This window comes from Actinopolyspora mortivallis (assembly GCF_003001495.1).
Lineage (GTDB): Bacteria > Actinomycetota > Actinomycetes > Mycobacteriales > Pseudonocardiaceae > Actinopolyspora > Actinopolyspora mortivallis_A.
The window spans coordinates 21,984-44,469 of sequence record NZ_PVSR01000023.1; the positions used below are offsets into that span (position 1 = coordinate 21,984).

A 22,486-nucleotide genomic window follows, 5' to 3' on the forward strand; every position below is an offset into this window, starting at 1 on the left:
CCGCGCCCGGTCACCCGTCCCGCCGAACCGGCTCGTCCTCAGCGGTTCTCGAACACCGTGGGCACGGCCGGTTCGCCGGCGGAGAGCTTGAGCCCCTCCCAGGGCAGGCTCACCAGCGCGTGCCGGAGTCGCTGCCGATTGTCCTCCAGACCGGGAAGATCCTCGACCCGTTCACCGTCGCGGATCAGCGGGATCTGCACGAACCGGTCGTGCGGTCCCGCCGGTGGCGGCTCGCAGCCGGGACCGTTGCGGAAGACCACTTCCTCCAGGGCGGTGCCCGTCGACTTGTGCCTGCGCAGCGCAGCCTTGCTGCCGCCGCGGGACTCCTTGTGCGAGCTGCGCTTGGCCACCGGCCTGCCGTCGACCTCGGCCAGCTTGTACACCATCCCCGCCGTGGGGGCACCCGAGCCCACCACCAGGGAGGTGCCCACCCCGTACACGTCCACCGGCTCGGCCCGTAGCCCCGCTATGGCGAACTCGTCGAGATCGCCGGAGACCACGATCCGCGTGCCCGTCGCACCGAGCGCGTCGAGCTGTTCCCGCGCCTGCCGGGCCAGCACCCCCACGTCCCCGGAGTCGATGCGCACCGCGCCGAGTTCGGTGCCCGCCACGTCCACGGCGGTGCGGATCCCCTCGGTGATGTCGTAGGTGTCCACCAGCAGTGTGGTGTTGGCCCCCAGCGTGCCCACCTGGGCCTCGAAGGCCTCCCGCTCGCTGTCGTGCAGCAGGGTGAACGAGTGCGCCGAGGTTCCGGCCGTGGGAATCCCGTAGCGCGCCCCCGCCTCCAGGTTCGAGGTGGCGGTGAACCCGGCGAGGTAGGCGATGCGGGCGCAGGCCACCGCCGACTCCTCGTGGGTGCGCCGCGAACCCATCTCGATGATCCGCCTGCCGTTGGCGGCCGAGGACATCCGCGCCGCCGCGGCCGCCACGGCGCTGTCGTGGTTGAGGATCGACAGCACCACCGTCTCCAGCAGCACCGCCTCGGCGAAACTTCCCCGCACGGTGAGTACCGGAGAACCGGGGAAGTACAGCTCCCCCTCCGGGTAGCCGTCGACGTCACCGGTGAACCGGAAGTTCCGCAGCCACTCCAGGGTGCGTTCGTCGCAGACCCGCTCGCGTTCCAGGGCCTCCAGCGTCGGCTCGTCGAAACGGAAGTTCTCCACGGCCTCCAGGACCCGTTCGACGCCGCCGACCACCCCGTAGCGGCGGCCGTCCGGCAGTCGCCTGGTGAAGACCTCGAACACGCACTCGCGCTCGGCGGTGCCGTCGCGCAGCGCGCCGCTCAGCATGGTCAGTTCGTAGTGGTCGGTGCGCAGCGCGGTACTGGCTGGATCGCTCATACGGCGAGATTACGTGTCCGAGGGGGACGTGTGGACACCAACGGGCGGCGGGGACGTGTGAGAATGGAGGCATGACCACCCCCGCCGAAGTGGAGAACACCCAGGTCGAACCGGAGGAGACCGCCGCGTCCGAGCGCCCGTGGGTGACCATCGTGTGGAACGACCCGGTCAACCTGATGTCGTACGTGACCTACGTGTTGCAGAAGATCTTCGGTTACAGCCAGGAGCACGCCACCAAGCTCATGCTGGACGTGCACCACAAGGGCAGGGCGGTGGTCTCCTCGGGCTCCAGGGAGAAAGTGGAGGGCGACGTGGCGAAACTGCACGCCGCGGGCCTCTGGGCGACCATGCAGCACGACTCGTGAACGGACAGCGAACCCAGTGCAGGATTGGACACGCGACAACGGCCGGCTGGTGAGTGAACTCGAACCGAACGAGGCCGCGGTGATCCGCGGACTCGTCGGGGAGATCAGGGACATGCTCGCCGGGCGGGCACAACAGGCTCCCCAGGACGAGCTGGCGGAACTGACCGGCATGCGCACCGGACCGAGCACGCCGCCGGAGGAGGGTGTGCTGGCCAGACTGCTTCCGGACTTCATCCACCCCGACAGGGACACGTTCGAGCCGGAGGCCGGGGAGGCCGACACCGCGGGGGCGCTGCGTTCGCTGCACGAGCCCGAGCTGATCGACCACAAGAGCGGAGTGGCGACCACGGTGCTGGAGACCTGCCCCGAGCGGGGCGGGACGGTCTCGCTGACCGAGGACCAGGCCGACAGCTGGCTCACCGCGATCAATGACGTACGGCTCGCGCTCGGCACGGCCCTGGGGATCTCCGAGGAGTCCCCGGACGAGCCCCCGCAGGACGAGCTGCAGCGCGAGCACTACTACGTGTACCAGTGGCTCACCTGGGTGCAGGACAGCATGATCCAGGCCCTGACCTCCTGAACAGCTCCGGAGACCGGCGGACCCGGAGACCACGAGAGCCCGATGGGGTGGCAGTCATGGCCGATTCACCCCCGCCCGGTGCGGGACCGCGCAACGCCATCACCGACGTGCCCGGGGTGACGGTGGGCCACCGCCACCGTCTCGACGAGCGCTGGGCCACCGGAAGCACGGTGGTGCTCACTCCCGAGGGCGCGGCGGCGGGGGTCGACGTCCGGGGAGCCGGGCCCGGAACGCGGGAGACCGACGTGCTCGACCCGGATCACCTGGTCCAGCGGGTCCACGGGGTGCTGCTCGGCGGAGGCAGCGCCTACGGACTCTCCGCCGCCGACGGGGTGATGCGCTGGCTGGCCGAGCGGGGGCACGGGCTGCGGGTGGGCACCACACCGCACGAGGTGGTGCCGATCGTGCCCGCGGCCGTGCTGTTCGACCTGCCCATGGGCGACTGGGGACGGCGGCCGGACGCCACCTTCGGATACGCCGCCTGCCGGGCGCGGACCTCGGAGAAACCGGCGGAGGGCAACGTCGGTGCCGGTGCCGGTGCGGTGGCGGGAGCCCTCAAGGGCGGAGTGGGGACCGCCAGTGTCGTGCTCGCCGATGGGACCAGGGTGGCGGCGCTGACCGCCGTGAACTCCTCCGGAAGCACGGTCTGCCCGGACACCGGGCTGCCGTGGGCGCTGTCCAGTGGTCTGCCCGGCGAGTTCGACCTGGCCGCACCCTCGACGGAACGGATCGAGGCGGCGCGGGGACACGACGTCCGCACCGACAGGTCCGGCACCGGCGTCTCCCCGTTGAACACGACGATCGGTGTGGTGGCCACCGACGCGGGGTTCGGCAAACCCGAGTGCCGCCGGATCGCCGTGGCCGCCCACGACGGGGTGGCCCGGGCGGTGCGCCCCGCCCACGGCATGACCGACGGGGACACCGTGTTCGCCCTGGACACCGGGCAGAGCGCCGGAACGCCGGCGGCGGGTGAGGCCGGTTGGGTGAAGAAACTGGACGCGGTGTGCACGGCCGCCGCCGAGGTCACCGCCCGTTCCGTCGTGCACGCGGTACTGGCGGCGGAGTCGGTGGCGGCGGTGCCCTGTTACGGACGCCTTTACCATCCCGAACGGGAATGAATCACGGTCGAGGGACGTTTCGACCCGTGAAAGGACCGCTCGCCGGGTTCACATGATGGGACCACGGTGACTCACCCCGTAGGATGGTGGCTGTGCTGGTGATCCGACGCGACCTCGTGGATGCGATGGTTGCGCATGCTCGACGGGACCACCCGGACGAAGCGTGTGGTGTGGTGGCGGGCCCCGAGGGGTCAGATCGCCCCGAGCGGGTGATCGAGATGACCAACGCCGAACGTTCGCCGACGTTCTACCGTTTCGACTCCACCGAGCAACTGCAGGTCTGGCGGGCGATGGACGCCGCCGACGAGGAGCCGGTGGTGATCTACCACTCCCACACCGCCACGGAGGCGTACCCCTCGCGGACCGACGTCTCCTACGCCTCCGAACCCAACGCGCACTACGTGCTCGTGTCCACCAGGGACCCGCACGAATACGAGCTGCGTTCCTACCGCATCGTCGACGGCGTCGTCACCGAGGAGCCGGTGGAGGTCGTCGAGTCCTACATGTTCGCCCACACCGGCAGCGACGACGTCCCCGACCGAGGCTGAACTCCCACCACACCGCGCTGAAGGGCGCGCGGTCGTGGTCGTCGGGTGGATGTCGCGAAATCAGTGTGGTTCACAGGAGGTTGCGCCATGGCAGTCAGTGTTTCGATTCCGACTATTCTGCGTAGTCACACCGGGGGGCAGAAGTCGGTGGAGGCCGACGGAAGCACCGTGGCCGAGGTCATCAACGACCTGGACTCCAGGCACTCGGGTCTCAAGGACCGGCTGGTCAAGGACGGCGGTCTGCACCGCTTCGTGAACGTCTACGTCAACGACGAGGACGTGCGTTTCGTCGGTGGACTCGACGCCACGGTCTCCGACGGGGACAACCTGACCATCCTGCCCGCCGTCGCGGGCGGTATGCGCTGAACGGTTCCGTCCGGGGACGCCCGTGCGGGCGCCGGTGCCGTGGCGGTCACCACCGGGGCTCCGCCCGGGCGTCCCCGGTGGAGTTCGCACGAACCCGTACCTCGCGGGAGAGGGGATCGACGTGGCCCGCTACGACTCGCTGCTGGACACCCTCGGGGACACGCCGTTGGTCGGCCTGCCCCGGTTGTCACCGTCGTCCGACGTGCGGTTGTGGGCGAAACTGGAGGACCGCAACCCGACCGGCTCGGTCAAGGACCGCCCGGCACTGGCCATGATCGAGGCGGCGGAGAAGGAGGGCACCCTCACCCAGGGGTGCACGATCCTCGAACCCACCTCGGGCAACACCGGCATCTCCCTGGCCATGGCCGCCTCGCTGAAGGGGTACGGGCTGGTGTGCGTGATGCCGGAGAACACCTCCGAGGAACGCAGGCAGATCCTGCAGGCCTACGGGGCCCGCATCATCTCCTCCCCGGCCGAGGGCGGTTCCAACCAGGCCGTGGCCGTGGCCAAACAGCTCGCCGAGGAGAACCCGGACTGGGTGATGCTGTACCAGTACGGGAACTCGGCCAACATCGACGCGCACTACCGGGGGACCGGCCCGGAGATCCTGCGTGACCTGCCCGGGGTGACGCACTTCGTCGCCGGGCTCGGCACCACGGGAACACTGGTGGGGGTGGGGCGTCGGCTGCGCGAGCACAACCCCGACACCCAGGTCGTCGCCGCCGAACCCCGCTACGGCGAGCTCGTCTACGGGCTGCGCAACCTCGACGAGGGCTTCGTTCCCGAGCTCTACGACCCCGACGTGCTCAGCAGGCGGTTCTCCGTGGGGTCCTACGACGCCCTGCGGCGCACCCGTCAGCTGCTGGAGCAGGAGGGCATCTTCGCCGGTATCTCCACCGGGGCGGTGCTGCACGCCGCGCTGACGGTGGGCGAGCGGGCCGTGGCCGCCGGGGAGTCGGCCGAGATCGTGTTCCTGGTGGCCGACGCGGGATGGAAGTACCTGTCCACCGGGGCCTACGGCGGCACGCTGGACGAGGCCGCACAGCGGCTGGACGGCCAGCTCTGGGCCTGACCTCCGACCGTGAACCGTGACGTGATCGACCGCGCTCCGGTGTTTCCCGATCTGGTCGCCGTTTCGCCGCCCGGCGTAGGCTCGGCGGTGTGAGTTCGGCCTCCGCGCATCCCGCTCCGCGACGGAAACCCCGGGTGATTCCGCCGCGCCCCGGCAGGGCGGCCCTGGTGGTGTGCTCCTTCGTGGCCCTGCTGTACCTGCTGGAGCTGGTCGACCAGCTGTTCTTCCAGGTGGGCCCGCCCACGCCGCGGGTGGACGGACTGGACGCCAACGGCATCCAACCCCGTGACGTGGACGGGCTGGACGGCATCCTCTGGGCCCCGCTGTTGCACGCCGGCTGGGGGCACCTGATCGGCAACACGCTGCCGCTGCTGGTGCTGGGCTGGTTGTGCATGGCCGGAGGGACGCGCCAGTTCGTGGCGGTCACCGCGGTGATCTGGTTGGTCGGTGGGCTCGGAACCTGGCTGTTCGGCGGGGAGACCACCACGCACCTGGGCGCCTCCGGCATCGCCTTCGGGTGGCTGATGTTCCTGCTGGTGCGCGGCTTCTTCACCGGCAGCCCGGGGCAGATCCTGGTGGCGGTGGTGCTGTTCTTCTACTGGGGCGGCATGCTCTGGGGAGTGCTTCCCGGCCAGCAGGGGATCTCCTGGCAGGCGCACCTGTTCGGGGTGCTCGGAGGGGTGCTGGCCGCCTGGCTGGTGGCCCGTGGTGACCGTCGACACACCGCCGGTGTGGAGCGTCCCGGCAACCCACCCGGCAGACTGGGAACGTGACCCAAGCACCGATCGGGATCTTCGACTCCGGCGTGGGGGGTCTGACCGTGGCCCGCGCGATCATGGACCAACTACCCGCCGAACGGGTGCGCTACGTGGGCGACACCGCCCACGGTCCCTACGGTCCGCTGCCGATCGACCAGGTGCGGCGGCATGCCCTCGCGGTGGCCGACTCCCTCGTGGAGGAGGGGGTGAAGATGCTGGTCGTCGCCTGCAACACCGCCTCGGCGGCCTGCCTGCGGGACGCGCGGGAGCGCTACGACATCCCCGTGGTGGAGGTGGTGCTGCCCGCCGCCCGCCGCGCCGCCGCCACCACCCGCAACGGGAACGTGGGGGTGATCGGCACGAGTGCCACCGTGCGCTCCCGTGCCTACGAGGACGCCCTCGCCGCGGTGCCGGGAGTGCGGCCGCACACCGTGGCCTGTCCGCGGTTCGTGGACTTCGTGGAGCGCGGAACCACCTCGGGCCGCCAGATCCTCGGTCTGGTGCAGGCGTACCTGGAGCCGTTGCAGCGCGCCGACGTCGACACCCTGGTGCTGGGCTGCACCCACTACCCGCTGCTGAGCGGAGTGCTGCAGATCGTCATGGGCGAGCAGGTGACGCTGGTCTCCAGCGCGGAGGAGACCGCCAAGGACGTGGTGCGCGTGCTCACCGAGCGGGACCTGCTGGCCGAGCCGGACGCCGCCGAGCCGCCGAGACACGAGTTCCGGGCCACCGGATCGGCCGAGCCCTTCGCCCGCCTCGCCCGGCGTTTTCTCGGGCCGTCCGTCACATCCGATGTTGCGTTGCCGGCGGACGTGTCACGCTCGGCCGTGTGAAGCTGACGATCCTCGGTTGTTCCGGCAGCATCCCGGGCCCCACCACTCCCGCCTCGGGGTACCTGGTGGAGTCCGGTGACACCGGTGTGCTGCTGGACCTGGGCAACGGCACGCTGGGGACGCTGCAGCGGTTCGTCGACCCCTTCCGGCCGGAGGCGCTGCTGCTGTCCCACCTGCACCCCGACCACTGTGCGGACTTCGGCGCGCTGACCGTGCTGCGCCGCTATCATCCCGCCCCTCCGTACGATCCGCGTGAGCGACGGCTGCCCGTGTTCGCTCCCCCGGAGGCCCCGGACCGGCTGGCCGCCCTGTACGCCCCGAACGCGGCCGAGCGCGCCACCACCGACCTCTCGGACGTGTTCGACTTCCGGCCGGTTCCGGAGGTCCCCGTACGGGTCGGGCCGTTCGAGATCACGGCGTTCCCGCTGGAGCACGTCTGCCCCAGCTGGGGATTCCGGGTGGCCGCCGAGGGCAGGGTGCTGGCCTACACCGCCGACACCGGCCCCTGCGGGAAGCTCGACGAGCTGGTCGACGGCGCGGACGTGCTGTTGGCCGAGGCATCCTGGCCGGACTCCCCGGAACACCCGGACGGGCTGCACCTGTCCGGCAGGCAGGCCGCCGAGGTGGCCGAGAAGGGTGCGGTGGGGCGGTTGCTGCTGACCCACCTGCAACCCTGGTCGGACGGGGAGGCGATCCACGCCGAGGCCCGGGAGCACACCTCTGTGCCGGTCGACGTGGTGGCGGCGGGCGAGACGTACCGGGTGTGAGCCCGCGCCGCGACACCCGTGGCCGCGCAGGCGGAGCTCGCCGGGTGGGACACTTGTCCTCCCGGCGCGGGCGGCGCGAGGACAGTGACGATCCGAGGGATCCTGGTGGGGGCATGATGACGATCACGGCGGTGTGGCCGATCGACTCTCCGGACGACCCGAACGACGGTGACGGTCTGACCCTGACCGAGCCGGAGGAGGTGGACGGGCTGGTCTCCCGGCTGGCCGAGCCCGTTGCGGGAGCGGCCACGGTGTGGCACGAACGGAGGGAGCCCGTCGAGGAGGGCAGCGAGATGCTCGACCACGACGTGTGCGTGCTCGTCCGCGAGGGCTACGGTTATCTGAGTTACATCGACGTGGAGCACGACCTGGCCGTACCCGTCGGGGAGCCCGAGTCCCCGGCCGTCTCCGAGTCGGACGTGGCCTTTCCCGCCGGAAGCGGGCTACGACCGGAGGCGCTGACCGAGGCGCTGCGGGAGTTCCTGACCACGGGACGACGCCCCTCCTCGCTCGAATGGGTGGCGGTGGAGGAGTGAACCGGACCCTCCGCCGGTGTCCGGCGTGACCGGGCCACGTTCTAGGGTGGGGCGCGTGGCTAGAGCTGACGGCAGGAGCGACGACGAACTCAGGGACGTGCGCATCACCCGTGGATACCAGGACTGGCCCGCCGGGTCGGTACTGGTGGAGTTCGGCCGCACGCGGGTGCTGTGTGCGGCCAGTGTGCAGGAGGGAGTGCCGCGCTGGCGCGCCGGCTCCGGTCTGGGCTGGGTGACGGCCGAGTACGCGATGCTGCCTTCCGCGACGAACACGCGTGGGGTGCGCGAGTCGGTCCAGGGAAAGATCGGGGGACGCACACACGAGATCAGCAGGTTGATCGGGCGTTCGCTGCGCAGCTGCATCGACATGAGCGCGCTGGGGGAGAACACCGTCACGCTGGACTGCGACGTGATCCAGGCCGACGGGGGGACGCGCACGGCCGCGATCACCGGGGCCTACGTGGCGCTGGCCGACGCGGTCACCTGGTTGCGGGCCGCCAAACGGCTGTCTGACCCGAAACCGCTGTCCTGCGCGGTCTCGGCCGTCAGCGTGGGGGTCGTCGACGGTCGGGTGCGGCTGGACCTGCCCTACGAGGAGGACTCCCGGGCCGAGGTGGACATGAACGTGGTGGCCACCGATCACGGAACCTTCGTGGAGGTGCAGGGCACCGGCGAGGGGGCGACCTTCCCGCGTTCCACGCTGGACCGGATGCTGGACGTGGCGCTGGCCGGTTCCACCCGGTTGTGCGAGTTGCAGGCCGAGGCGCTGGCCGAGCCGTACCCGGGACAGCTGCCGGGGAGTGCCGCATGAGCAGGTTGTTGTTGGCCACCCGCAACACGAAGAAGCTGGTCGAGCTGCGCCGCATCCTCGAGGACGCCGGGGTGGGCGACGTCGAGGTGGTGGGCCTCGACGACGTGCCGGAGTTCCCGGAGGCCCCCGAGACCGGGGCCACTTTCGAGGAGAACGCGCTGGCCAAGGCCACCGACGCGGTCCGGGCCACCGGACTGCCCGCCGTGGCCGACGACTCGGGGCTGAGCGTGGACGCGCTCAACGGGATGCCCGGGGTGCTGTCGGCCCGCTGGGCGGGCGGACACGGCGACGACCGGGCCAATCTGGAGCTGGTGCTGGGGCAGCTGCGGGACGTGCCCGACGAGCGGCGCGGCGCGGCCTTCGTGGCCGCGGCCGCCCTGGTCACCCCGGATGGCTCGGAGACCGTGGTGCGCGGTACCTGGCCGGGTCGCATCGTGCGCGAACCCCGTGGAACCAACGGTTTCGGCTATGATCCGATCTTCGTGCCCGAGGGGGAGAGCCGCACCTCGGCCGAGTTGTCCTCGGCGGAGAAGGACGCGGACTCGCACCGGGGACGCGCGCTGCGCGAGCTGCTGCCGCACCTGCGTCAGTTGGTCTCGTAACACTCGGTTCGTGGCCGGTGGTGCCACGAACCTCGGTGCGATGACAGGTGATCCGCGGTGGTCTCGGGCGCGGCCTGCCCGATGTGTTCGTGTCCGCCGACCAACCGGGTGTGGTTCCGCTCCGTGCGTTCCTTATCGACCGGGCGGGCCGACAGGCTGTCCCGAGGATCCGTACTCGGCGAGGAGCTTGCGGGACGGCGGGAAGAGCCGAAGTCCCACGGCGGCGTTGGTCACGCTCATGAGTGCCGCAACCATCGTGACCGTACCCGCCACCGTCAGCAGGGGGAGCGGTTCCTCTGTCGCCGTCGTCGCCATCGCGATACCGAACCCGGTGAGCACGGCGAAAACGATCGTGAACACCGTGAACGCCACTGTCAGGTTGCGGATCTGACGTGCCAGGGTGAGGTTGACGTGTTCCGTGGACACGCAGCTCCTGCCGCAGGCCAGACCCACACCGGACACGAGCAGTCCCAGCACGCAGGCGCCTCCGCTGTAGACGACGAAGGTCAGTTCCGCCGACAGGACGAGCAACACCCCCGCGAACGCCACTGCCGTCAGCACCGACACGAGACCCATTCGCAGCGATGTGCCACGAATCTGACTCTCCAACGCCGGTGGGACCCGGATGAACCGCAGGTAGGGAAATGGCCCACCGTCATTCACGAGTCGACCTCCCAGTTCGAGCGATCACCGTCGCGAGTGGTCGAGTCGGAGAGATCCGCGCTCCGTCGGTCGTCCGGGAGTCGGTGCCCTTTGTCGGTTCCTGCCCGCCCGCGGCTTCGATCTGTTCGGCCAGCGCCCGTGTGGTGGCCGCGTTGGTAGCGGAGAGCACCCTGTGCCCCAGTTCGGAAGCCGTGACGGTGTCCCGCCACGCTCGCGCGAGTTCGACCGAAACGACCTCCGCTTCGGTCGTCACCGAAACCGTGACCACACCGTCCTCGTCCACCCCGGTAAGAATGTCCGGAGCGGAGTTTTCTGCGATGGTGTCGGTCGCTTCGGTCAAGGACGCTTCCCGGTCCTCCTCGTTGGGGATCCATCCCTCGTTCCGCATGCGGCGGACAGTAGCAGCCGGGCTGCCCGGTGGAGGCTGTTCGAGCGGACAGCCCGGTGAGACCCGAGCGGCCCATGAGTGCCGAATATCTCCCCGTGCTGAGGAGCGCGGGGAGGAACGGCTAGGTTTCCGCCGTGCTGGGTGAATGGCTGGAACTGGGACTGCTCGCGCTCGCCGGGTTCGTGTCCGGCTGTGTCAACGCCGTCGCCGGAGGCGGCTCACTGCTGGTGTTCCCGGCGCTGCTCGGCACGGGACTGCCTCCGCTGGCGGCGAACGTCACCAACGCGGTGGCCCAGTTCCCCGGGTTCGTGGGCGCCGTGTTCAGTCAACGGGGCGATCTTCGCGCCAACGGCCGTCGACTGGTTCCGATCTCCGTGGCGGCCCTGCTCGGTTCCCTCGGAGGATGCGCCCTGCTGCTCAGCCTGCCCGGCGCGGTGTTCGACGCCGTGGTTCCCGCGCTCGTGGGGCTGTCGGCCGTGTTGATGGCCTTCCAGCACCGCATCCGCCGGTGGATCGGCAACCCCGACCAACACGGCCCGGACAGGAGCGTGCTGCTCACCGCCGGGATCTTCCTCGCCTCGGTGTACGGGGGGTACTTCGGCGGGGCGCGCAGCATCATCCTCGTGGTGATCCTGGTGCTGACCGCCAACGCGGCCCTGAGCACGCTCAACGCGGCCAAGAACCTGCTGGGGCTGCTCGGCAGTCTGGTCACCGTCGTGGTCTACGCGTTGCTCGCTCCGGTGGACTGGGCGGCCGTCGCGGCGCTGGTGCCCACCACCTTGCTCGGGGGGATGCTCGGGGGGAGGCTCGCCCGGCGTCTTCCCGCCGCGGCCCTGCGCTGGACGGTGGTGGTGATCGCGGCGGCTGTGGCGCTCTACATGGCGCTGGACTAGTCGTCGTCCGGGCGGAGTGCCCGTTTTCCGTGCGGAGCGGCGGGGACGGGGGAGAGATCCCGTGAGGCCGCCGGACGGGCTGCTTCGGGGAACCCGGTCACCGTGCCGGGTGAGGAGAACCGGGCGCGCGTCGGGCCCGCGCCGGGAACGGGCCCCGCTGCGAAACCGGAGGTCGAACGGCTCGTCAGACCCCGATCTCACGACGCAACCGGTCGACGTGGCCGGTCGCCTTGACGTTGTACATCGCCTGCTGGACGCGGCCCTCGGCGTCGACCACGAACGTCGAGCGGATCACGCCCTGCACGACCTTGCCGTAGTTGTTCTTCTCGCCGTAGGCCCCCCACCGGGTCATGACCGTGTGGTCCGGATCGGACAGCAGGGGGAAGGTGAGCCCCTCGGAGTCGCGGAACTCGGCGAGCTTGGCCGGTTTGTCCGGCGAGACACCGAGCACCGCGAAACCGGCCCCCTCCAGGTCGGCGAGATTGTCCCGGAAGTCGCAGGCCTCCGTGGTGCAACCGGGGGTTCCGGCGGCCGGGTAGAAGTACACGACCACCGGAGTACCCCGGTAGCTGGACAGGGTCACGGGGTTGTCGTCGGCGTCGGACAGGGTGAAATCCGGGGCGAGGTCGCCCGGGGAGAGTTTTTCCGTCATGCCCCGACGCTAGCCCATGACGCTGCAGTCACGGTGTGGGTCCCCGCGCCCCGGAGACCACCGCCGCTTCGGGGGCTGGATCGGAACCGGCACGTTCCGCGTCGAAATCGGTGGTGGCGAGAACGGCTCCGAACCACAACCCCGCAGCGGCGGAGAGCGTCACCGCTATGGCGGACAACGTGTAAACGCGGACGTTCACCGCAGGTCCCTTCGCGTGATCGTTTTTCGTCTTTCGACGACAAGATCGTCGAACGGTTCGGAATCGTTACCGTCCATCCCTCGATAGGAGGAATGGTGGAAGCGGGCTCGCCGCGAGGTCCTTCTCGAGTTGCGCCCCCGCGCCGCTGCGGCGACGGTCACCAACCGGAGCCTTCGTCGAAGACCTCGACGGGCCCACCAGCCGAGTGCCAACAGGATCCTCGTCGTGGGAGCAGCGATGCCGACAGTGGCCGACCAGTTCATCGAGATACTCGTCGAAGCAGGGGTGCGGCGGATCTACGGCATCGTGGGGGACAGCCTCAACCCCGTCGTGGACGCTGTCAGACGCACCGACGGCATCGAGTGGGTGCACGTGCGCCACGAGGAGGCCGCGGCCTTCGCCGCCGCGGCGGAGGCCCAGATCACCGGAAGGCTGGCGGTGTGCGCGGGAAGCTGCGGACCGGGCAACCTGCACCTGATCAACGGCCTGTTCGACGCGCACCGCAGCGGCGCGCCCGTGCTGGCACTGGCCTCGCAGATCCCCTCGGCCCAGATAGGAACCGGTTTCTTCCAGGAAACCCACCCGGAGCGGATGTTCAACGAGTGCAGTCATCTGTGCGAGGTGCTCTCCCACCCGGAGCAGATGCCGCGCCTGCTGCGCAGCGCGCTACAGACCGCGGCGGGCAGGCGCGGGGTGTCGGTGCTGGTCATGCCGGGGGACGTGGCGGAACGCTCCACGGCGAACCCCACCGGAGAGGGAAGGGTCCACTGTGAGCCCCCGAGCGTGGTCCCACCGGAGTCACAGGTGCTGCAACTGGCCCGGGCACTGAACTCCGCCGACCGGGTGATGTTGTTCTGCGGGGCGGGGGCTGGCAGGGCCCACGACGAGGTGATGCGACTGGCCGAGACCCTCAAGGCCCCGGTGGGGCACGCGCTGCGCGGCAAGGAGTGGATCCAGTACGACAACCCGTTCGACGTGGGCATGAGCGGCCTGCTCGGCTACGGCGCGTGTCACGAGGCCATGCACCGGGCCGACCTGGTGGTGCTGCTCGGAACGGACTTCCCCTACGACAACTTCCTGCCCCAGGCCAACACCGTTCAGGTGGACATCGAACCGGCGCACCTGGCGCGGCGCACCGTGCTGGACTTCGCGGTGCAGGGTGACGTGGCCGAGACCGTGCGTGCCGTGCTGCCGCACCTGAACACCAAGACCGACCGGGAGTTCCTGGACAGGATGCTGCGCGAACACGCCGAGATCCTCGAACGGGTGGTGGAGGCCTACACCAGGGACGTGGAGACCCAGGTTCCCATCCATCCGGAGTATGTGGCCGACGTCCTCGACGACGTGGCGGCCGAGGACGCCGTGTTCACCGTGGACACCGGGATGTGCAACGTCTGGTCCGCGCGCTACGTCACCCCGAACGGTCGGCGCAGGATGATCGGCTCGTTCATCCACGGTTCGATGGCCAACGCCCTGCCCCACGCCATCGGGGCGCAGTTCGCCGACCGCGACCGGCAGGTGGTGGCCATGGCCGGGGACGGCGGACTGTCCATGCTGCTCGGCGAGCTGCTGACCCTGCGCACGCACGAGCTGCCGGTCAAGGTGGTGCTGTTCAACAACGCCTCGCTGGGCATGGTGAAGCTGGAGATGCTGGTGGACGGGATGCCCGACCACGGCACCGACCACGAACCGGTGGACTTCGCCGCCCTGGCCGGGGCGTTGGGGCTGTACTCGGTGCGGGTCAGCCGTCCGGACGAGGTGCGGGTGGCCCTGCACGACGCCTTCTCCCACCCGGGGCCGGCGGTGGTGGACGTGGTGACCGATCCGAACGCCCTGTCCCTGCCGCCGCACATCACCGGAGCCCAGGTCAAGGGTTTCGCGTTGGCCGTGAGCAGGACGGTGCTCTCCGGTGGGGTGGGCAAGATGATCCGTCTGGCGCGCAGCAACCTGCGCAACATTCCCGGCCGCTGAGGGGCCCGGGCCCTCCCCGTCGGTGGCTCGTCGGCCGAGCGCGTCGGTTTCGTCCTGTTCGACCGGTAACAGTGTGGTGACGTTGTGCTGTGCACATGAGCAGACTGGGGACATGACAGGGAGCCCGACAGTCCGGCGCCGCAGACTCGCGGCGGAGTTGAGAAAACTGCGTACCTCGCGGGGGGTCACCCAGCAGCAGGCAGCCGAACACCTGGGATGCACCCAGGCCAAGATCGGACGGTTCGAAACGGCGAAACGGTCCCCGACGGTCGACGACGTGACCAGACTGCTGGATTTCTACGGGGTGGAGGAGCACGTCAAACCGGAGTTGCTCGAACTGGCGCGGGACGCGCGGAAACGAGGTTGGTGGCAGTCCTACAGCGACATCCTCCCCGAATGGTACGAGACCTACGTGGGGCTGGAGGCCGAGGCCTCGGCGTTGTACACCTACGAGTTGGAGGCAGTTCCCGGTCTGCTGCAAACCGAGGAATACGCCTACTCGATCACGAAGGAAACCCTGATCGACGCCTCGGAGGAGGAGATTCGTCGCAGGGCGGAACTGCGGATACGGAGGCAGCACAGAATCACCGGAACCGATCCGCTCGAACTGTGGGCGGTGGTCGGAGAGACCGCCCTGCGGAGGAGGGTGGGAGGTGCGTCGGTGCTGCGTTCCCAGCTGCACCACGTGCTGGAGCTGGCCGAGTACCCGAACATCACCGTCCAGGTCATGCCGTTGGAGGCGGGGGCTCATCCCGCCCAGATAGGACCGTTCGTCATTCTGCGTTACCCCGAGAGTGTGGACCCGGACATCGTCTACCTCGAAACACACGCGGGCGGTCTGTACCTCGAAAGTGAGAAGGATCTGTCGAACTACAACGCCATGATGGATCATTTACGCAAACACGCCTTCGACCCGCGGGAGTCGCTGGACGTGATCAGAGGAAGACTAGGAGAACTGTAAATGTTCGAATTCTTTTCATGGCGTCGTAGCAGTCGCACTCAGGGGCAGGGTCAGTGCGTCGAAGTGGGATTCTCGGAGAGTCGGATAGGCCTTCGGGACAGCAAGAACCGTCCCGCCGGTCAGCTGACCGTGGGCCGCCCCCAGTGGAAAGCATTTCTGGACATGATCAAAAGAATTCCCGGACGGGTCGGAAGGAGCCAACCCTCCCACCGGCGGTGAGGTCCTCCACTCGGGTGTGGGGCGGGTGCTGTTCCGTCCCACACGGACGGTCACTCCTCCGAGGGGGTGGTCCTCTCGTCCTCGGTGGGTGTCGTGTCCTCGGAGTCCCGCCTCTCCAGGAACGAGGCGAGCAACCCCGGCACGGCCCGTTCGGCGAACTCCACCCCGCGGGCGCCGTCCACATCGCGGATCGCGTACCACCCGTTGCCGGCCGCCGTGGTGGCGGCGAGCGTCAACACCCCGGAGAGTCGTTGCAGCGGCGACTGTCGGAGACGCCACCCGATGATCGCGTCACGTTGCAACAGCACCGTCCTGCGCACCCCGGTACCCCAGCGTGTGACCAGGAACTCTCCACACAGCGCGTGTCCGAGACTCCGGTAGGCGTCCCGGGCGAACAACACGGCCGGCACGGCCGCGAGGGCCGCCGTCACCGGCGGGAACCACCACGGCAGCGGGCCGAGGAGAGGCGCCGTGGTGGCCGCCGCCAGCACCCCGCCCACCACGAGCCCCGCCCGTGCCATCCTCCGGCGCAACGCCGCCCGGGGGTGTTTCCGCAGCCGTTCGGAGGGCGGAAACCCGACCCTGCCGTCGAGCACCTCGGCACCGATCCGTGTCGCCACCCGGCGCGGAGCGGGCGGCAGCAGCGCCTTGTTGTCCCCGTTGGCCGAAGCACCCGATTCCAGGCCGGTGGCCACCGCGCCGAGCCTGCCCCCGCCGGCGGCACGGAGCAGCAACGGCTCGGCCAGCTCCACGCCACGGAGCCTGCGTTTCTCCAGCGACACCGCCCGTGTGGTCAGCAGTCCCCGCCGGACCCGCAGCGTGTGCTCGTTCTCCAGGGTGAGCCGGAATCCCCACCACATCTCCACCGAGATCACCAGAGCTCCGAGCCATCCGCCGAGCAGCAGCACCAGCAGCAGCACGAGCACTCCCACCCACAGCGTGCCCCCGGCGAGTGCCTGCTCCGTCGTGGTGGGCAGCCGTTCCAGCACCCAGGAGGTGGCTCCGAACGCCCGCAACAGGTCGCTCAGACTGCTCAGTGCCGAGGCGAGGGCGGCCCAGGTGACCAGCAGCAGCGAGGCGGTCAGGGTGCTGTAGCCGTACCAGCTGGGCCGCATCGTGGCCAGTTCGATCCCGTTTCGTGCCCCGGCGTGGTGGGCCGCTCCCGTGCCCTCCGTGTCGGAGGTGCCCGGTTCTTTCCGCAGCAGCAGTTCACGCAGCAGCTCGGCCTGCGGGGTGGACAGGGCGTCCAGGCGAAGCTCGGAGTCCCCCTCGGACCGTTGTCCGGTACCGATGCGCACCACGGACAGTCCCAACACCCGGTGCAGCACCGGGGCGGTCAGGTCGACACTGCGGATGCGTTCCCGGGGGATCGACCGGAAACTGCGGGCCACATTGCCCTGACGCAGTTCGAAACGCTGCTCGGTGACCCGGAAACGCGTGAAGAACCACCGCCACCAGGCGGACGCCACCACCAGAACCGCCACCGCCAGCAGGCCGGCGGCCTCGAACAGTCCGCGCGTCGGATCCTCGGAGGTGGACACCCGCAACACGAGCGCTGTCACCAGCGGCACCGCCAGCATCCCGGACGAGGCGAGCACGCTTCGCGGGGACAGCCGCTGCCACCGGGAGAGGTCCTGCCGACCGGGGTGCTCCTCGTGTTCGGCGCGGTCGGTCTCGGGCCCGCTCACGTGGCGTCCCCCGGAGTGGCCTGGGTGGTTCTGGTCAGCAGTTCGGCCAGTTCGGCGGCCACCCGGTGGTCGAGCCCGTCGATGCTCAGCGGCCCCGCGGCCGAGGCGGTCGTGACGGTCACACTGGACAGCCCGAAGACGCGTTGCAAGGGTCCGCGTGCGGTGTCCACGGTCTGGATCCTGGACATCGGGGCCACCCGCCATTCACGGCTGATCCACCCACTGGCGGTGTACACGGCGGACTCGGTGGTCTCCCACCGGTGCACCCGGTAGCGCCACCACGGCATGACCACCACATAGCAGCATCCGAGGACGGCGACCACCAGCAGCGGGAGGAACAGCTCCCGCCACAGCGAGAACCACCACGCCGCCAGCAGCATCCCGGCCAGCACGACCAGTACCTCTCCCGCGGCGCGACAGCCCCACCAGGGGAGAGCGCGTCGGTTGACCCGGTGACGGGGCGGCCGCAGCCGCACCGCACCGCCGGTACTGCCGGTGTCGATCATCGTCCCTCCGAACCCGCGGTGTCGCGGCCACATTCTGGCAGGACCTCACCCACGGGAACCCCGGTGTCCCCCGGCCGGCCCGGACCGTCACCGCTGATCGTCCTCCGGGACGGTGTCCAGGAACTCGGCCGTCCTCCGCACCGCCGAGGGGTTGCGGGGGCCTTCCACGAGCGCCGCGTAGGGCAGGGTGAGGAACCTGTTCTCGCGGACGGCCTCGATCTTGGAGAAGGTGGGGTGGTTGCGCAGGAACTCGATCTTCTCCCGGGACGTTTTGTCCCCGTAGTCGTTGATCAGGATGGCGTCCGGGTCGGCGCGCAGTACGGTTTCCCAGCTGACCGTGGTCCAGCTGTCGTCGAGGTCGTGGAAGACGTTCCTGCCCCCGGCCTTCTCGATGATCTGGTCGGCCGCGCCGCCGTTGCCCGAGGTGACCGGTTCGCTGCGTCCCGAGTCGTACAGGAAGACGGTGGGGCGTTGCCCGTCCGTGTCCTTCCGTGCCCGCTCGACCGTGGTCTCGTACTCGGAGACGAGCCTCTCCGCCCGTTCCCGCACCCCGAACAGCTCGCCCAGGTTGCGGATGTCGGTGTACAACGCCTCCAGCGGAGGCATGATGCCGCGCTCGTCCCCGGAACCGGTGCGGCAGGACTCGCTGAGCACGTAGGCGTCGATCCCCTCGCCGCTCAACCTCTCCGGGGTGAAACGCGCCGTCTCCCCGAACCCGTAGTTCCAGCCGGCGAAGACCATGTCCGCGTTCGCCGCGCGGACTCCCTCCATGTCGATCTCCTCGCCCAGGTGGGGGACCTTCTCGAAACTCTCCGACCACGGTGAGCTCCGCACTCCGGAGCGCTGGCCGTCGGACAGGAAGTAACCGGCCATGCGGTCCTCCAGTCCCAGGGCGAACATGATCTCGGTGATTCCGATGTCGTTGGTGACCACCTTCTCCGGGGGCCGCTCGTAGGTGCGTTCGCGTTCGCAGTTGGTCAGTGTGACGGGGAAGCGTTCCGGAACCTCTCCCGAGGAACGTTCGGCCACTTGGGCCCCACACCCCCCGAGCAGCGTTCCCGCCATCAGCAGACAGACTCCCCGCGCCAGGGAGTTCCGGAGCACGGTCATGGCCTCTGGTGTCCTTTCGACGGATCGGTCCCCGACTCGACGGGGGAGAACAGCAGCTGGGGAGCACGTGTCTCCGGGTGGTCGACCACGTGCACCCGGACCCCGAAGACCTCGCCGATGATCTCCGGGGTGAGCACCTCGGTGGGTGGGCCGCCCGCCACCACGCGCCCCTGGCAGAGCACGTAGACGTGGTCGCACCAGGCCGCGGCCAGATTCAGGTCGTGCAGCGCGGTCAGGGTGGTCAGGCGCAGTCTGCGCACCAGGGAGAGCATCTCCAGCTGGTGGCGCACGTCCAGGTGGTTCGTCGGTTCGTCCAGCACCAGCAGTTCCGGGCGTTGCACCAGCGCCCGGGCGATGAGCACCCGCTGTTTCTCGCCGCCGGACAGCGAGAGCACGCTGCGGTGTTCCAGGTGCGCGCATCCCACGGCGCGCAGCGCCGCGCCGCGCCCGCGTGCCCGGTCGGACCTTTCGGAAACACGGTGGGGGGTGTTTCCCATGTCGACGACCTCGCCGACGGTGAAGTCGAACTCCGACTGGGACTCCTGGGTGAGCGCGGCGATGCGGCGGGCGCTCTCCCGCAGCGACATCGCGGTCACGTTCTCCCCGCCGAGCCGCACCTCACCCCGGTCGGGACTCAGGGAGCGGTACACGCACCGCAGGGTGGTGGACTTACCGCTGCCGTTGGGACCGACCAGACCGACGAGACTTCCCTCGCCGACGTGCACGTCCACGTCCCGCACGAGCCGTTTGTCCGCCACGGACACGCCGAGACCCGCCAGTTCCAGTTCCATCAGCGACCTCCCAACGTGGCCTTGCGGCGGTGCATCAGCAGCAGGAAGCAGGGCACGCCGATCGCCGCGGTGATCACACCGAGGGGGAGTTGTTCGGGAGCGGCCACCGTCCTGGCGAGCAGGTCCGTCCACACCAGGAACACCGCTCCGGCCAGCGGGGCCAGCAGCAGGACCCGGCGATGGTCGGCTCCCACCATCAGCCGTGCCAGGTGGGGCAGCATCAGCCCGACGAAACCGACCGCCCCGCTGATGGCGACCAGCACCCCGGTGACCGCCGCGGCCAGCACGAACAGCTCACGCCGGAACCGCCCCGGATCCACCCCCAGAGTCGTGGCCGTCTCGTCGCCCATGGCCAGCGCGTTGAGACGTTCGGCCGACAGCAGCAGGTAGCACAGTCCACAGGCGAGGACCACCGTGGCCACGGGCAACGAGTTCCAGGTGACCCCGCCGAGACTGCCGAGCAGCCAGAACATCGTGGCCTTGGCCGCGTTGCCGTTCGGTGACTGGAACACCAGCAGGGTGGTGACGGCCGAGAACCCGTAGGACATCGCCGTTCCGGTCAGGATCAACCGCAGTGGGGTGAGCCCCTCGGCGGTGCGGGCGATCAGATAGACCAGCACGGTGGCCACCAGCGCCCCGAGGAAGGCGGCCGTGGACAGGGCGTACAGCCCCAGCGCTCCCAGCACTCCGTACAGTGCCACGGCACTGGCTCCCACGGAGGCTCCCGAGGAGATCCCCAGCACGAAGGGATCGGCCAGGGCGTTGCGCACCATCGCCTGGGTGGCCACGCCCACGGCGCTGAGTCCGGCTCCGACCACGGCGGCCAGCAGCACCCTGGGCAGCCGCACGTCCCAGATGATGTAGTACACGCCCGCGTCCTCGGCCGGGATCACGCCCCCGCGCAGCGCCTGCCAGAGCAGCTCGACCGTTTTGCCGAGCGGGACACTCGTCGGGCCGAGGGCCACGCCGCAGACCACCGAGACCACCAGCAGCACCGTCAGCAGAGAGCACAGCAGCGGCAGTCGTGTCCGCTCCCTGTCTTCCCCGGCCCCCGGTCGTGGCCGTTCCCCGGCGGGCGCTTCCCGTCCGGTCGGGTTCCCGGCCGCCGGAGCGGTGAGTACGCTCAGCGGTGTCCGGTCCTCCGTGTCCTCCGGTGAATCGGACTCCGCCGGGGACGGGGGAGGGGACGAGTCGGAGTGGTGTCGCACAACGCCGGTGCCTTTCTGTGCTGGTTGGACCGCGTTTGGGGTGCCCAGCACGCGTGCTCCGGCGCACTCAGGGGCGTCGTGCTCGGGCTCCCGGCCGCGGTCCTCGACGGTCGTGGAGCTTGCCGCGACAGCGCCGGGTTCTCGGGCTCGCTCACAGGAGCTCACCGTTGCGGGTCAGCGCCGGATTCGCACCGGACTTCCCCCGAACGCTGTCGTTTGATTCTTTCGGATGATTTTCTGCAAAAAGGTTGCGATTGTCCATGCCCTGTGGGTGTACCCACAGGGCGCCCCGGTTCTCTCCGGAGAGAGAACGATCCGCGTGAGTGATGTCGAGTTCCACCGTGTGCCCGCCGAGGAAGCGGGCGAGCTCCGCCACGAGCTGGGGGAGGTGTACCGCGAGGTCTTCTCGGAACCACCCTACGAGTACGGGGAGGAGCACGTCCGGCTGTTCGAAGACCGATTCGAGGCACAACGTCAGCGGCCGGGAGCCGGTCTGGTCATCGCCCGTGACCCGGCTGAGAACATGGCCGGCTTCGGTCTCACCACGCCCCCGTCCGCTTCCTGGTGGACAGACCTCACGACCGATGTTGAACCGGCAGTCACCGACGGGCCACCGGGGCGAACGTTCGTTCTGGTCGAACTGCTCGTGCGGCGGCCCTGGCGTGGCAGCGGAGTCGCCGCACGGTTGCACGACCTTCTCCGGGAGGACCGCCGCGAGGAACGTGCGACGCTGACCGTGCGCCCCGACGCGGATGCCGCCCAACACGCCTACGCGAGCTGGGGGTGGCTCAAGGTCGCCCGGAAGCGCAACCCACTTCCCGGGTCACCGATCCACGACGTGCTGGTCAGGGATCTCCGCCCGCCACGGACACGGTGAGCGTGAAGGTCGGGTCGACCATCGGGAAAACGAGGACGTCGTCGTGGATGCCTCTCGCCGTGTTCGCGGTGTGGTGCGTCGGACGTTCCCCACACCCGAGAGAACGAAGGGGTGAGGCCGGCGGGATTCGAACCCGCACTGGCTAGGACCTAAACCTAGTGCCTCTGCCAATTGGGCTACGGCCCCGTGACGGCCAGAATAACGGTAGGATCCCGGCGGGTACGGAAGCGGCCCGGATTCGTGACGACTTCGCGACACGGTCGGTGTGGCCGCCCCGCTCAGCCCGGTGTGCTCTACGGTGGGCACAGCCGGGAGTCCGCACCGGGGACGGCCGAGCCGGACGTCCGGTGCCCCGAGCAGACCAGGCCGACCACGACCCCGGGAAGTACGAGGAGGAACAGGTGGCCCGCGATCCCGACGCCATCCAGCGTGACATCGAGAAGGCACGTGACGCCCTGGCGGCCTCGCTGGACGAACTGGAGACCAAAGCCAACCCCACCCGGGCGGTCGAAGCGGGCAAGGCCACTCTGAGGGAGAAACTGGAGGACCCGCGGATCCGCTACGCGCTGATCGGTGTCGGCGCGTTGACGGCCGCGCTCGTGCTCCGCAAACTGCTGCGCTGAGCCCACGGGCAAGCCGGACACCGGACCGGCTTGCCGCCCGT

Annotated in this window: 28 protein-coding genes, 1 tRNA gene and 1 riboswitch; of the genes, 18 read left to right on the plus strand and 11 right to left on the minus strand. The window is 69.7% G+C overall.

The genetic code is table 11. The features are described from left to right. Positions 1 to 38 precede the first annotated feature (38 nt). Positions 39 to 1,340, minus strand: a complete 1,302-nt coding sequence (locus tag CEP50_RS13075) for a nicotinate phosphoribosyltransferase (protein ID WP_106114234.1) — start codon at positions 1,338 to 1,340, stop codon at positions 39 to 41. A 71-nt stretch (positions 1,341 to 1,411) separates the two neighbouring features. On the opposite strand from CEP50_RS13075, the gene clpS reads away from it, so the two are divergent. From clpS to rdgB, 12 genes are all read left to right on the plus strand, one after another. Next, a complete protein-coding gene (gene clpS, locus CEP50_RS13080; protein ID WP_019853383.1) occupies positions 1,412 to 1,705 on the plus strand; it encodes an ATP-dependent Clp protease adapter ClpS in 294 nt (97 codons plus the stop codon). Positions 1,706 to 1,721: 16 nt separating this feature from the next. Further along, positions 1,722 to 2,285: a DUF2017 domain-containing protein gene (locus CEP50_RS13085; protein ID WP_106114235.1), complete on the plus strand. Its 564-nt coding sequence runs from the start codon at positions 1,722 to 1,724 to the stop codon at positions 2,283 to 2,285. A 56-nt stretch (positions 2,286 to 2,341) separates the two neighbouring features. After that, positions 2,342 to 3,403 carry a P1 family peptidase gene (locus CEP50_RS13090; RefSeq protein WP_106114236.1) on the plus strand — a complete coding sequence of 354 codons (1,062 nt, stop codon included), beginning with the start codon at positions 2,342 to 2,344 and terminating at the stop codon, positions 3,401 to 3,403. Positions 3,404 to 3,486: 83 nt separating this feature from the next. Then, entirely contained in the window at positions 3,487 to 3,951 is a 465-nt protein-coding gene (locus CEP50_RS13095) for a Mov34/MPN/PAD-1 family protein (protein ID WP_181188375.1), read from the plus strand. 87 nt (positions 3,952 to 4,038) lie between these two features. After that, complete coding sequence (locus tag CEP50_RS13100; protein ID WP_106114237.1) at positions 4,039 to 4,317, plus strand: MoaD/ThiS family protein; 279 nt, start codon at positions 4,039 to 4,041, stop codon at positions 4,315 to 4,317. A gap of 121 nt (positions 4,318 to 4,438) precedes the next feature. Further along, positions 4,439 to 5,389 carry a PLP-dependent cysteine synthase family protein gene (locus tag CEP50_RS13105; protein WP_106114238.1) on the plus strand — a complete coding sequence of 317 codons (951 nt, stop codon included), beginning with the start codon at positions 4,439 to 4,441 and terminating at the stop codon, positions 5,387 to 5,389. A gap of 134 nt (positions 5,390 to 5,523) precedes the next feature. Then, positions 5,524 to 6,162, plus strand: a complete 639-nt coding sequence (locus tag CEP50_RS13110; RefSeq protein ID WP_106114239.1) for a rhomboid family intramembrane serine protease — start codon at positions 5,524 to 5,526, stop codon at positions 6,160 to 6,162. Then, entirely contained in the window at positions 6,159 to 6,980 is an 822-nt protein-coding gene (gene murI, locus CEP50_RS13115; protein ID WP_106114240.1) for a glutamate racemase, read from the plus strand. The genes CEP50_RS13110 and murI overlap by 4 nt, the downstream gene beginning before the upstream one ends. After that, positions 6,977 to 7,747, plus strand: a complete 771-nt coding sequence (locus tag CEP50_RS13120; RefSeq protein WP_106114241.1) for an MBL fold metallo-hydrolase — start codon at positions 6,977 to 6,979, stop codon at positions 7,745 to 7,747. The genes murI and CEP50_RS13120 overlap by 4 nt, the downstream gene beginning before the upstream one ends. Positions 7,748 to 7,791: 44 nt before the next feature. Then, entirely contained in the window at positions 7,792 to 8,283 is a 492-nt protein-coding gene (locus CEP50_RS13125) for an Imm1 family immunity protein (RefSeq protein ID WP_258175211.1), read from the plus strand. A gap of 55 nt (positions 8,284 to 8,338) precedes the next feature. After that, a complete protein-coding gene (rph, locus tag CEP50_RS13130) occupies positions 8,339 to 9,094 on the plus strand; it encodes a ribonuclease PH (protein ID WP_106114242.1) in 756 nt (251 codons plus the stop codon). Then, positions 9,091 to 9,696, plus strand: a complete 606-nt coding sequence (gene rdgB, locus CEP50_RS13135) for an RdgB/HAM1 family non-canonical purine NTP pyrophosphatase (protein ID WP_106114243.1) — start codon at positions 9,091 to 9,093, stop codon at positions 9,694 to 9,696. The genes rph and rdgB overlap by 4 nt, the downstream gene beginning before the upstream one ends. A gap of 132 nt (positions 9,697 to 9,828) precedes the next feature. On the opposite strand, the gene CEP50_RS13140 is transcribed toward rdgB, so the two are convergent. Together CEP50_RS13140 and CEP50_RS13145 are read right to left on the minus strand one after the other, a co-directional pair. Beyond that, positions 9,829 to 10,272, minus strand: coding sequence for a hypothetical protein (locus tag CEP50_RS13140; RefSeq protein ID WP_106114244.1), 444 nt, complete (start codon positions 10,270 to 10,272; stop codon positions 9,829 to 9,831). A 79-nt stretch (positions 10,273 to 10,351) separates the two neighbouring features. Beyond that, positions 10,352 to 10,747 carry a YbaB/EbfC family nucleoid-associated protein gene (locus CEP50_RS13145; protein WP_146134808.1) on the minus strand — a complete coding sequence of 132 codons (396 nt, stop codon included), beginning with the start codon at positions 10,745 to 10,747 and terminating at the stop codon, positions 10,352 to 10,354. 134 nt (positions 10,748 to 10,881) lie between these two features. Between CEP50_RS13145 and CEP50_RS13150 the strand changes: the two genes are divergently transcribed. Further along, a complete protein-coding gene (locus CEP50_RS13150) occupies positions 10,882 to 11,640 on the plus strand; it encodes a sulfite exporter TauE/SafE family protein (RefSeq protein WP_106114246.1) in 759 nt (252 codons plus the stop codon). A gap of 184 nt (positions 11,641 to 11,824) precedes the next feature. On the opposite strand, the gene bcp is transcribed toward CEP50_RS13150, so the two are convergent. Then, a complete protein-coding gene (gene bcp, locus CEP50_RS13155; protein ID WP_106114247.1) occupies positions 11,825 to 12,292 on the minus strand; it encodes a thioredoxin-dependent thiol peroxidase in 468 nt (155 codons plus the stop codon). 28 nt (positions 12,293 to 12,320) lie between these two features. Continuing rightward, positions 12,321 to 12,491 (minus strand): hypothetical protein, encoded by a 171-nt coding sequence (locus tag CEP50_RS20155; RefSeq protein WP_181188376.1) that lies wholly within the window; start codon positions 12,489 to 12,491, stop codon positions 12,321 to 12,323. A 237-nt stretch (positions 12,492 to 12,728) separates the two neighbouring features. Here CEP50_RS20155 and CEP50_RS13160 point away from each other — a divergent pair, with 237 nt between their 5' ends. The 3 genes from CEP50_RS13160 (at position 12,729) to CEP50_RS13170 (ending at position 15,642) form a co-directional block, all read left to right on the plus strand. After that, positions 12,729 to 14,462 (plus strand): pyruvate dehydrogenase, encoded by a 1,734-nt coding sequence (locus CEP50_RS13160; protein WP_106114248.1) that lies wholly within the window; start codon positions 12,729 to 12,731, stop codon positions 14,460 to 14,462. A gap of 112 nt (positions 14,463 to 14,574) precedes the next feature. After that, positions 14,575 to 15,423, plus strand: coding sequence for a helix-turn-helix domain-containing protein (locus tag CEP50_RS13165; RefSeq protein ID WP_181188377.1), 849 nt, complete (start codon positions 14,575 to 14,577; stop codon positions 15,421 to 15,423). Beyond that, positions 15,424 to 15,642 (plus strand): DUF397 domain-containing protein, encoded by a 219-nt coding sequence (locus tag CEP50_RS13170; protein ID WP_106114250.1) that lies wholly within the window; start codon positions 15,424 to 15,426, stop codon positions 15,640 to 15,642. Positions 15,643 to 15,692: 50 nt separating this feature from the next. Here CEP50_RS13170 and CEP50_RS13175 read toward each other — a convergent pair whose 3' ends face one another. The 5 genes from CEP50_RS13175 to CEP50_RS13195 form a co-directional block, all read right to left on the minus strand. Beyond that, positions 15,693 to 17,330, minus strand: a complete 1,638-nt coding sequence (locus CEP50_RS13175) for a PH domain-containing protein (protein ID WP_106114251.1) — start codon at positions 17,328 to 17,330, stop codon at positions 15,693 to 15,695. Beyond that, complete coding sequence (locus tag CEP50_RS13180) at positions 17,327 to 17,836, minus strand: PH domain-containing protein (RefSeq protein ID WP_106114252.1); 510 nt, start codon at positions 17,834 to 17,836, stop codon at positions 17,327 to 17,329. The genes CEP50_RS13175 and CEP50_RS13180 overlap by 4 nt, the downstream gene beginning before the upstream one ends. 87 nt (positions 17,837 to 17,923) lie before the next feature. Next, entirely contained in the window at positions 17,924 to 18,946 is a 1,023-nt protein-coding gene (locus CEP50_RS13185) for an ABC transporter substrate-binding protein (RefSeq protein ID WP_106114253.1), read from the minus strand. Further along, positions 18,943 to 19,737, minus strand: coding sequence for an ABC transporter ATP-binding protein (locus CEP50_RS13190; RefSeq protein ID WP_106114254.1), 795 nt, complete (start codon positions 19,735 to 19,737; stop codon positions 18,943 to 18,945). The genes CEP50_RS13185 and CEP50_RS13190 overlap by 4 nt, the downstream gene beginning before the upstream one ends. Then, entirely contained in the window at positions 19,737 to 20,945 is a 1,209-nt protein-coding gene (locus tag CEP50_RS13195) for a FecCD family ABC transporter permease (protein ID WP_106114255.1), read from the minus strand. The genes CEP50_RS13190 and CEP50_RS13195 overlap by 1 nt, the downstream gene beginning before the upstream one ends. 115 nt (positions 20,946 to 21,060) lie before the next feature. Further along, positions 21,061 to 21,171: riboswitch (cobalamin riboswitch) on the minus strand. A gap of 93 nt (positions 21,172 to 21,264) precedes the next feature. Between CEP50_RS13195 and CEP50_RS13200 the strand changes: the two genes are divergently transcribed. Next, on the plus strand, positions 21,265 to 21,822 hold the full coding sequence (locus tag CEP50_RS13200) for a GNAT family N-acetyltransferase (RefSeq protein ID WP_106114256.1): 558 nt from the start codon (positions 21,265 to 21,267) through the stop codon (positions 21,820 to 21,822). 112 nt (positions 21,823 to 21,934) lie between these two features. Here the strand turns inward: CEP50_RS13200 and CEP50_RS13205 are convergent. After that, positions 21,935 to 22,008, minus strand: a tRNA-Leu gene (locus CEP50_RS13205). A gap of 215 nt (positions 22,009 to 22,223) precedes the next feature. On the opposite strand from CEP50_RS13205, the gene CEP50_RS13210 reads away from it, so the two are divergent. Next, positions 22,224 to 22,445, plus strand: coding sequence for a DUF3618 domain-containing protein (locus CEP50_RS13210; protein WP_026448855.1), 222 nt, complete (start codon positions 22,224 to 22,226; stop codon positions 22,443 to 22,445). Positions 22,446 to 22,486: the final 41 nt, after the last annotated feature.

Bases quoted from the DNA above. Each gene is read 5' to 3' on its own strand.
- CEP50_RS13075 (WP_106114234.1), bottom strand. From the start codon at position 1,340: ATGAGCGATCCAGCCAGTACCGCGCTGCGCACCGACCACTACGAACTG.
- clpS (WP_019853383.1), top strand. From the start codon at position 1,412: ATGACCACCCCCGCCGAAGTGGAGAACACCCAGGTCGAACCGGAGGAG.
- CEP50_RS13090 (WP_106114236.1), top strand. From the start codon at position 2,342: ATGGCCGATTCACCCCCGCCCGGTGCGGGACCGCGCAACGCCATCACC.
- CEP50_RS13095 (WP_181188375.1), top strand. From the start codon at position 3,487: ATGGTGGCTGTGCTGGTGATCCGACGCGACCTCGTGGATGCGATGGTT.
- CEP50_RS13100 (WP_106114237.1), top strand. From the start codon at position 4,039: ATGGCAGTCAGTGTTTCGATTCCGACTATTCTGCGTAGTCACACCGGG.
- rdgB (WP_106114243.1), top strand. From the start codon at position 9,091: ATGAGCAGGTTGTTGTTGGCCACCCGCAACACGAAGAAGCTGGTCGAG.
- CEP50_RS13140 (WP_106114244.1), bottom strand. From the start codon at position 10,272: ATGGGTCTCGTGTCGGTGCTGACGGCAGTGGCGTTCGCGGGGGTGTTG.
- CEP50_RS13145 (WP_146134808.1), bottom strand. From the start codon at position 10,747: ATGCGGAACGAGGGATGGATCCCCAACGAGGAGGACCGGGAAGCGTCC.
- bcp (WP_106114247.1), bottom strand. From the start codon at position 12,292: ATGACGGAAAAACTCTCCCCGGGCGACCTCGCCCCGGATTTCACCCTG.
- CEP50_RS13160 (WP_106114248.1), top strand. From the start codon at position 12,729: ATGCCGACAGTGGCCGACCAGTTCATCGAGATACTCGTCGAAGCAGGG.
- CEP50_RS13165 (WP_181188377.1), top strand. From the start codon at position 14,575: ATGACAGGGAGCCCGACAGTCCGGCGCCGCAGACTCGCGGCGGAGTTG.
- CEP50_RS13170 (WP_106114250.1), top strand. From the start codon at position 15,424: ATGTTCGAATTCTTTTCATGGCGTCGTAGCAGTCGCACTCAGGGGCAG.
- CEP50_RS13180 (WP_106114252.1), bottom strand. From the start codon at position 17,836: ATGATCGACACCGGCAGTACCGGCGGTGCGGTGCGGCTGCGGCCGCCC.
- CEP50_RS13185 (WP_106114253.1), bottom strand. From the start codon at position 18,946: ATGACCGTGCTCCGGAACTCCCTGGCGCGGGGAGTCTGTCTGCTGATG.
- CEP50_RS13190 (WP_106114254.1), bottom strand. From the start codon at position 19,737: ATGGAACTGGAACTGGCGGGTCTCGGCGTGTCCGTGGCGGACAAACGG.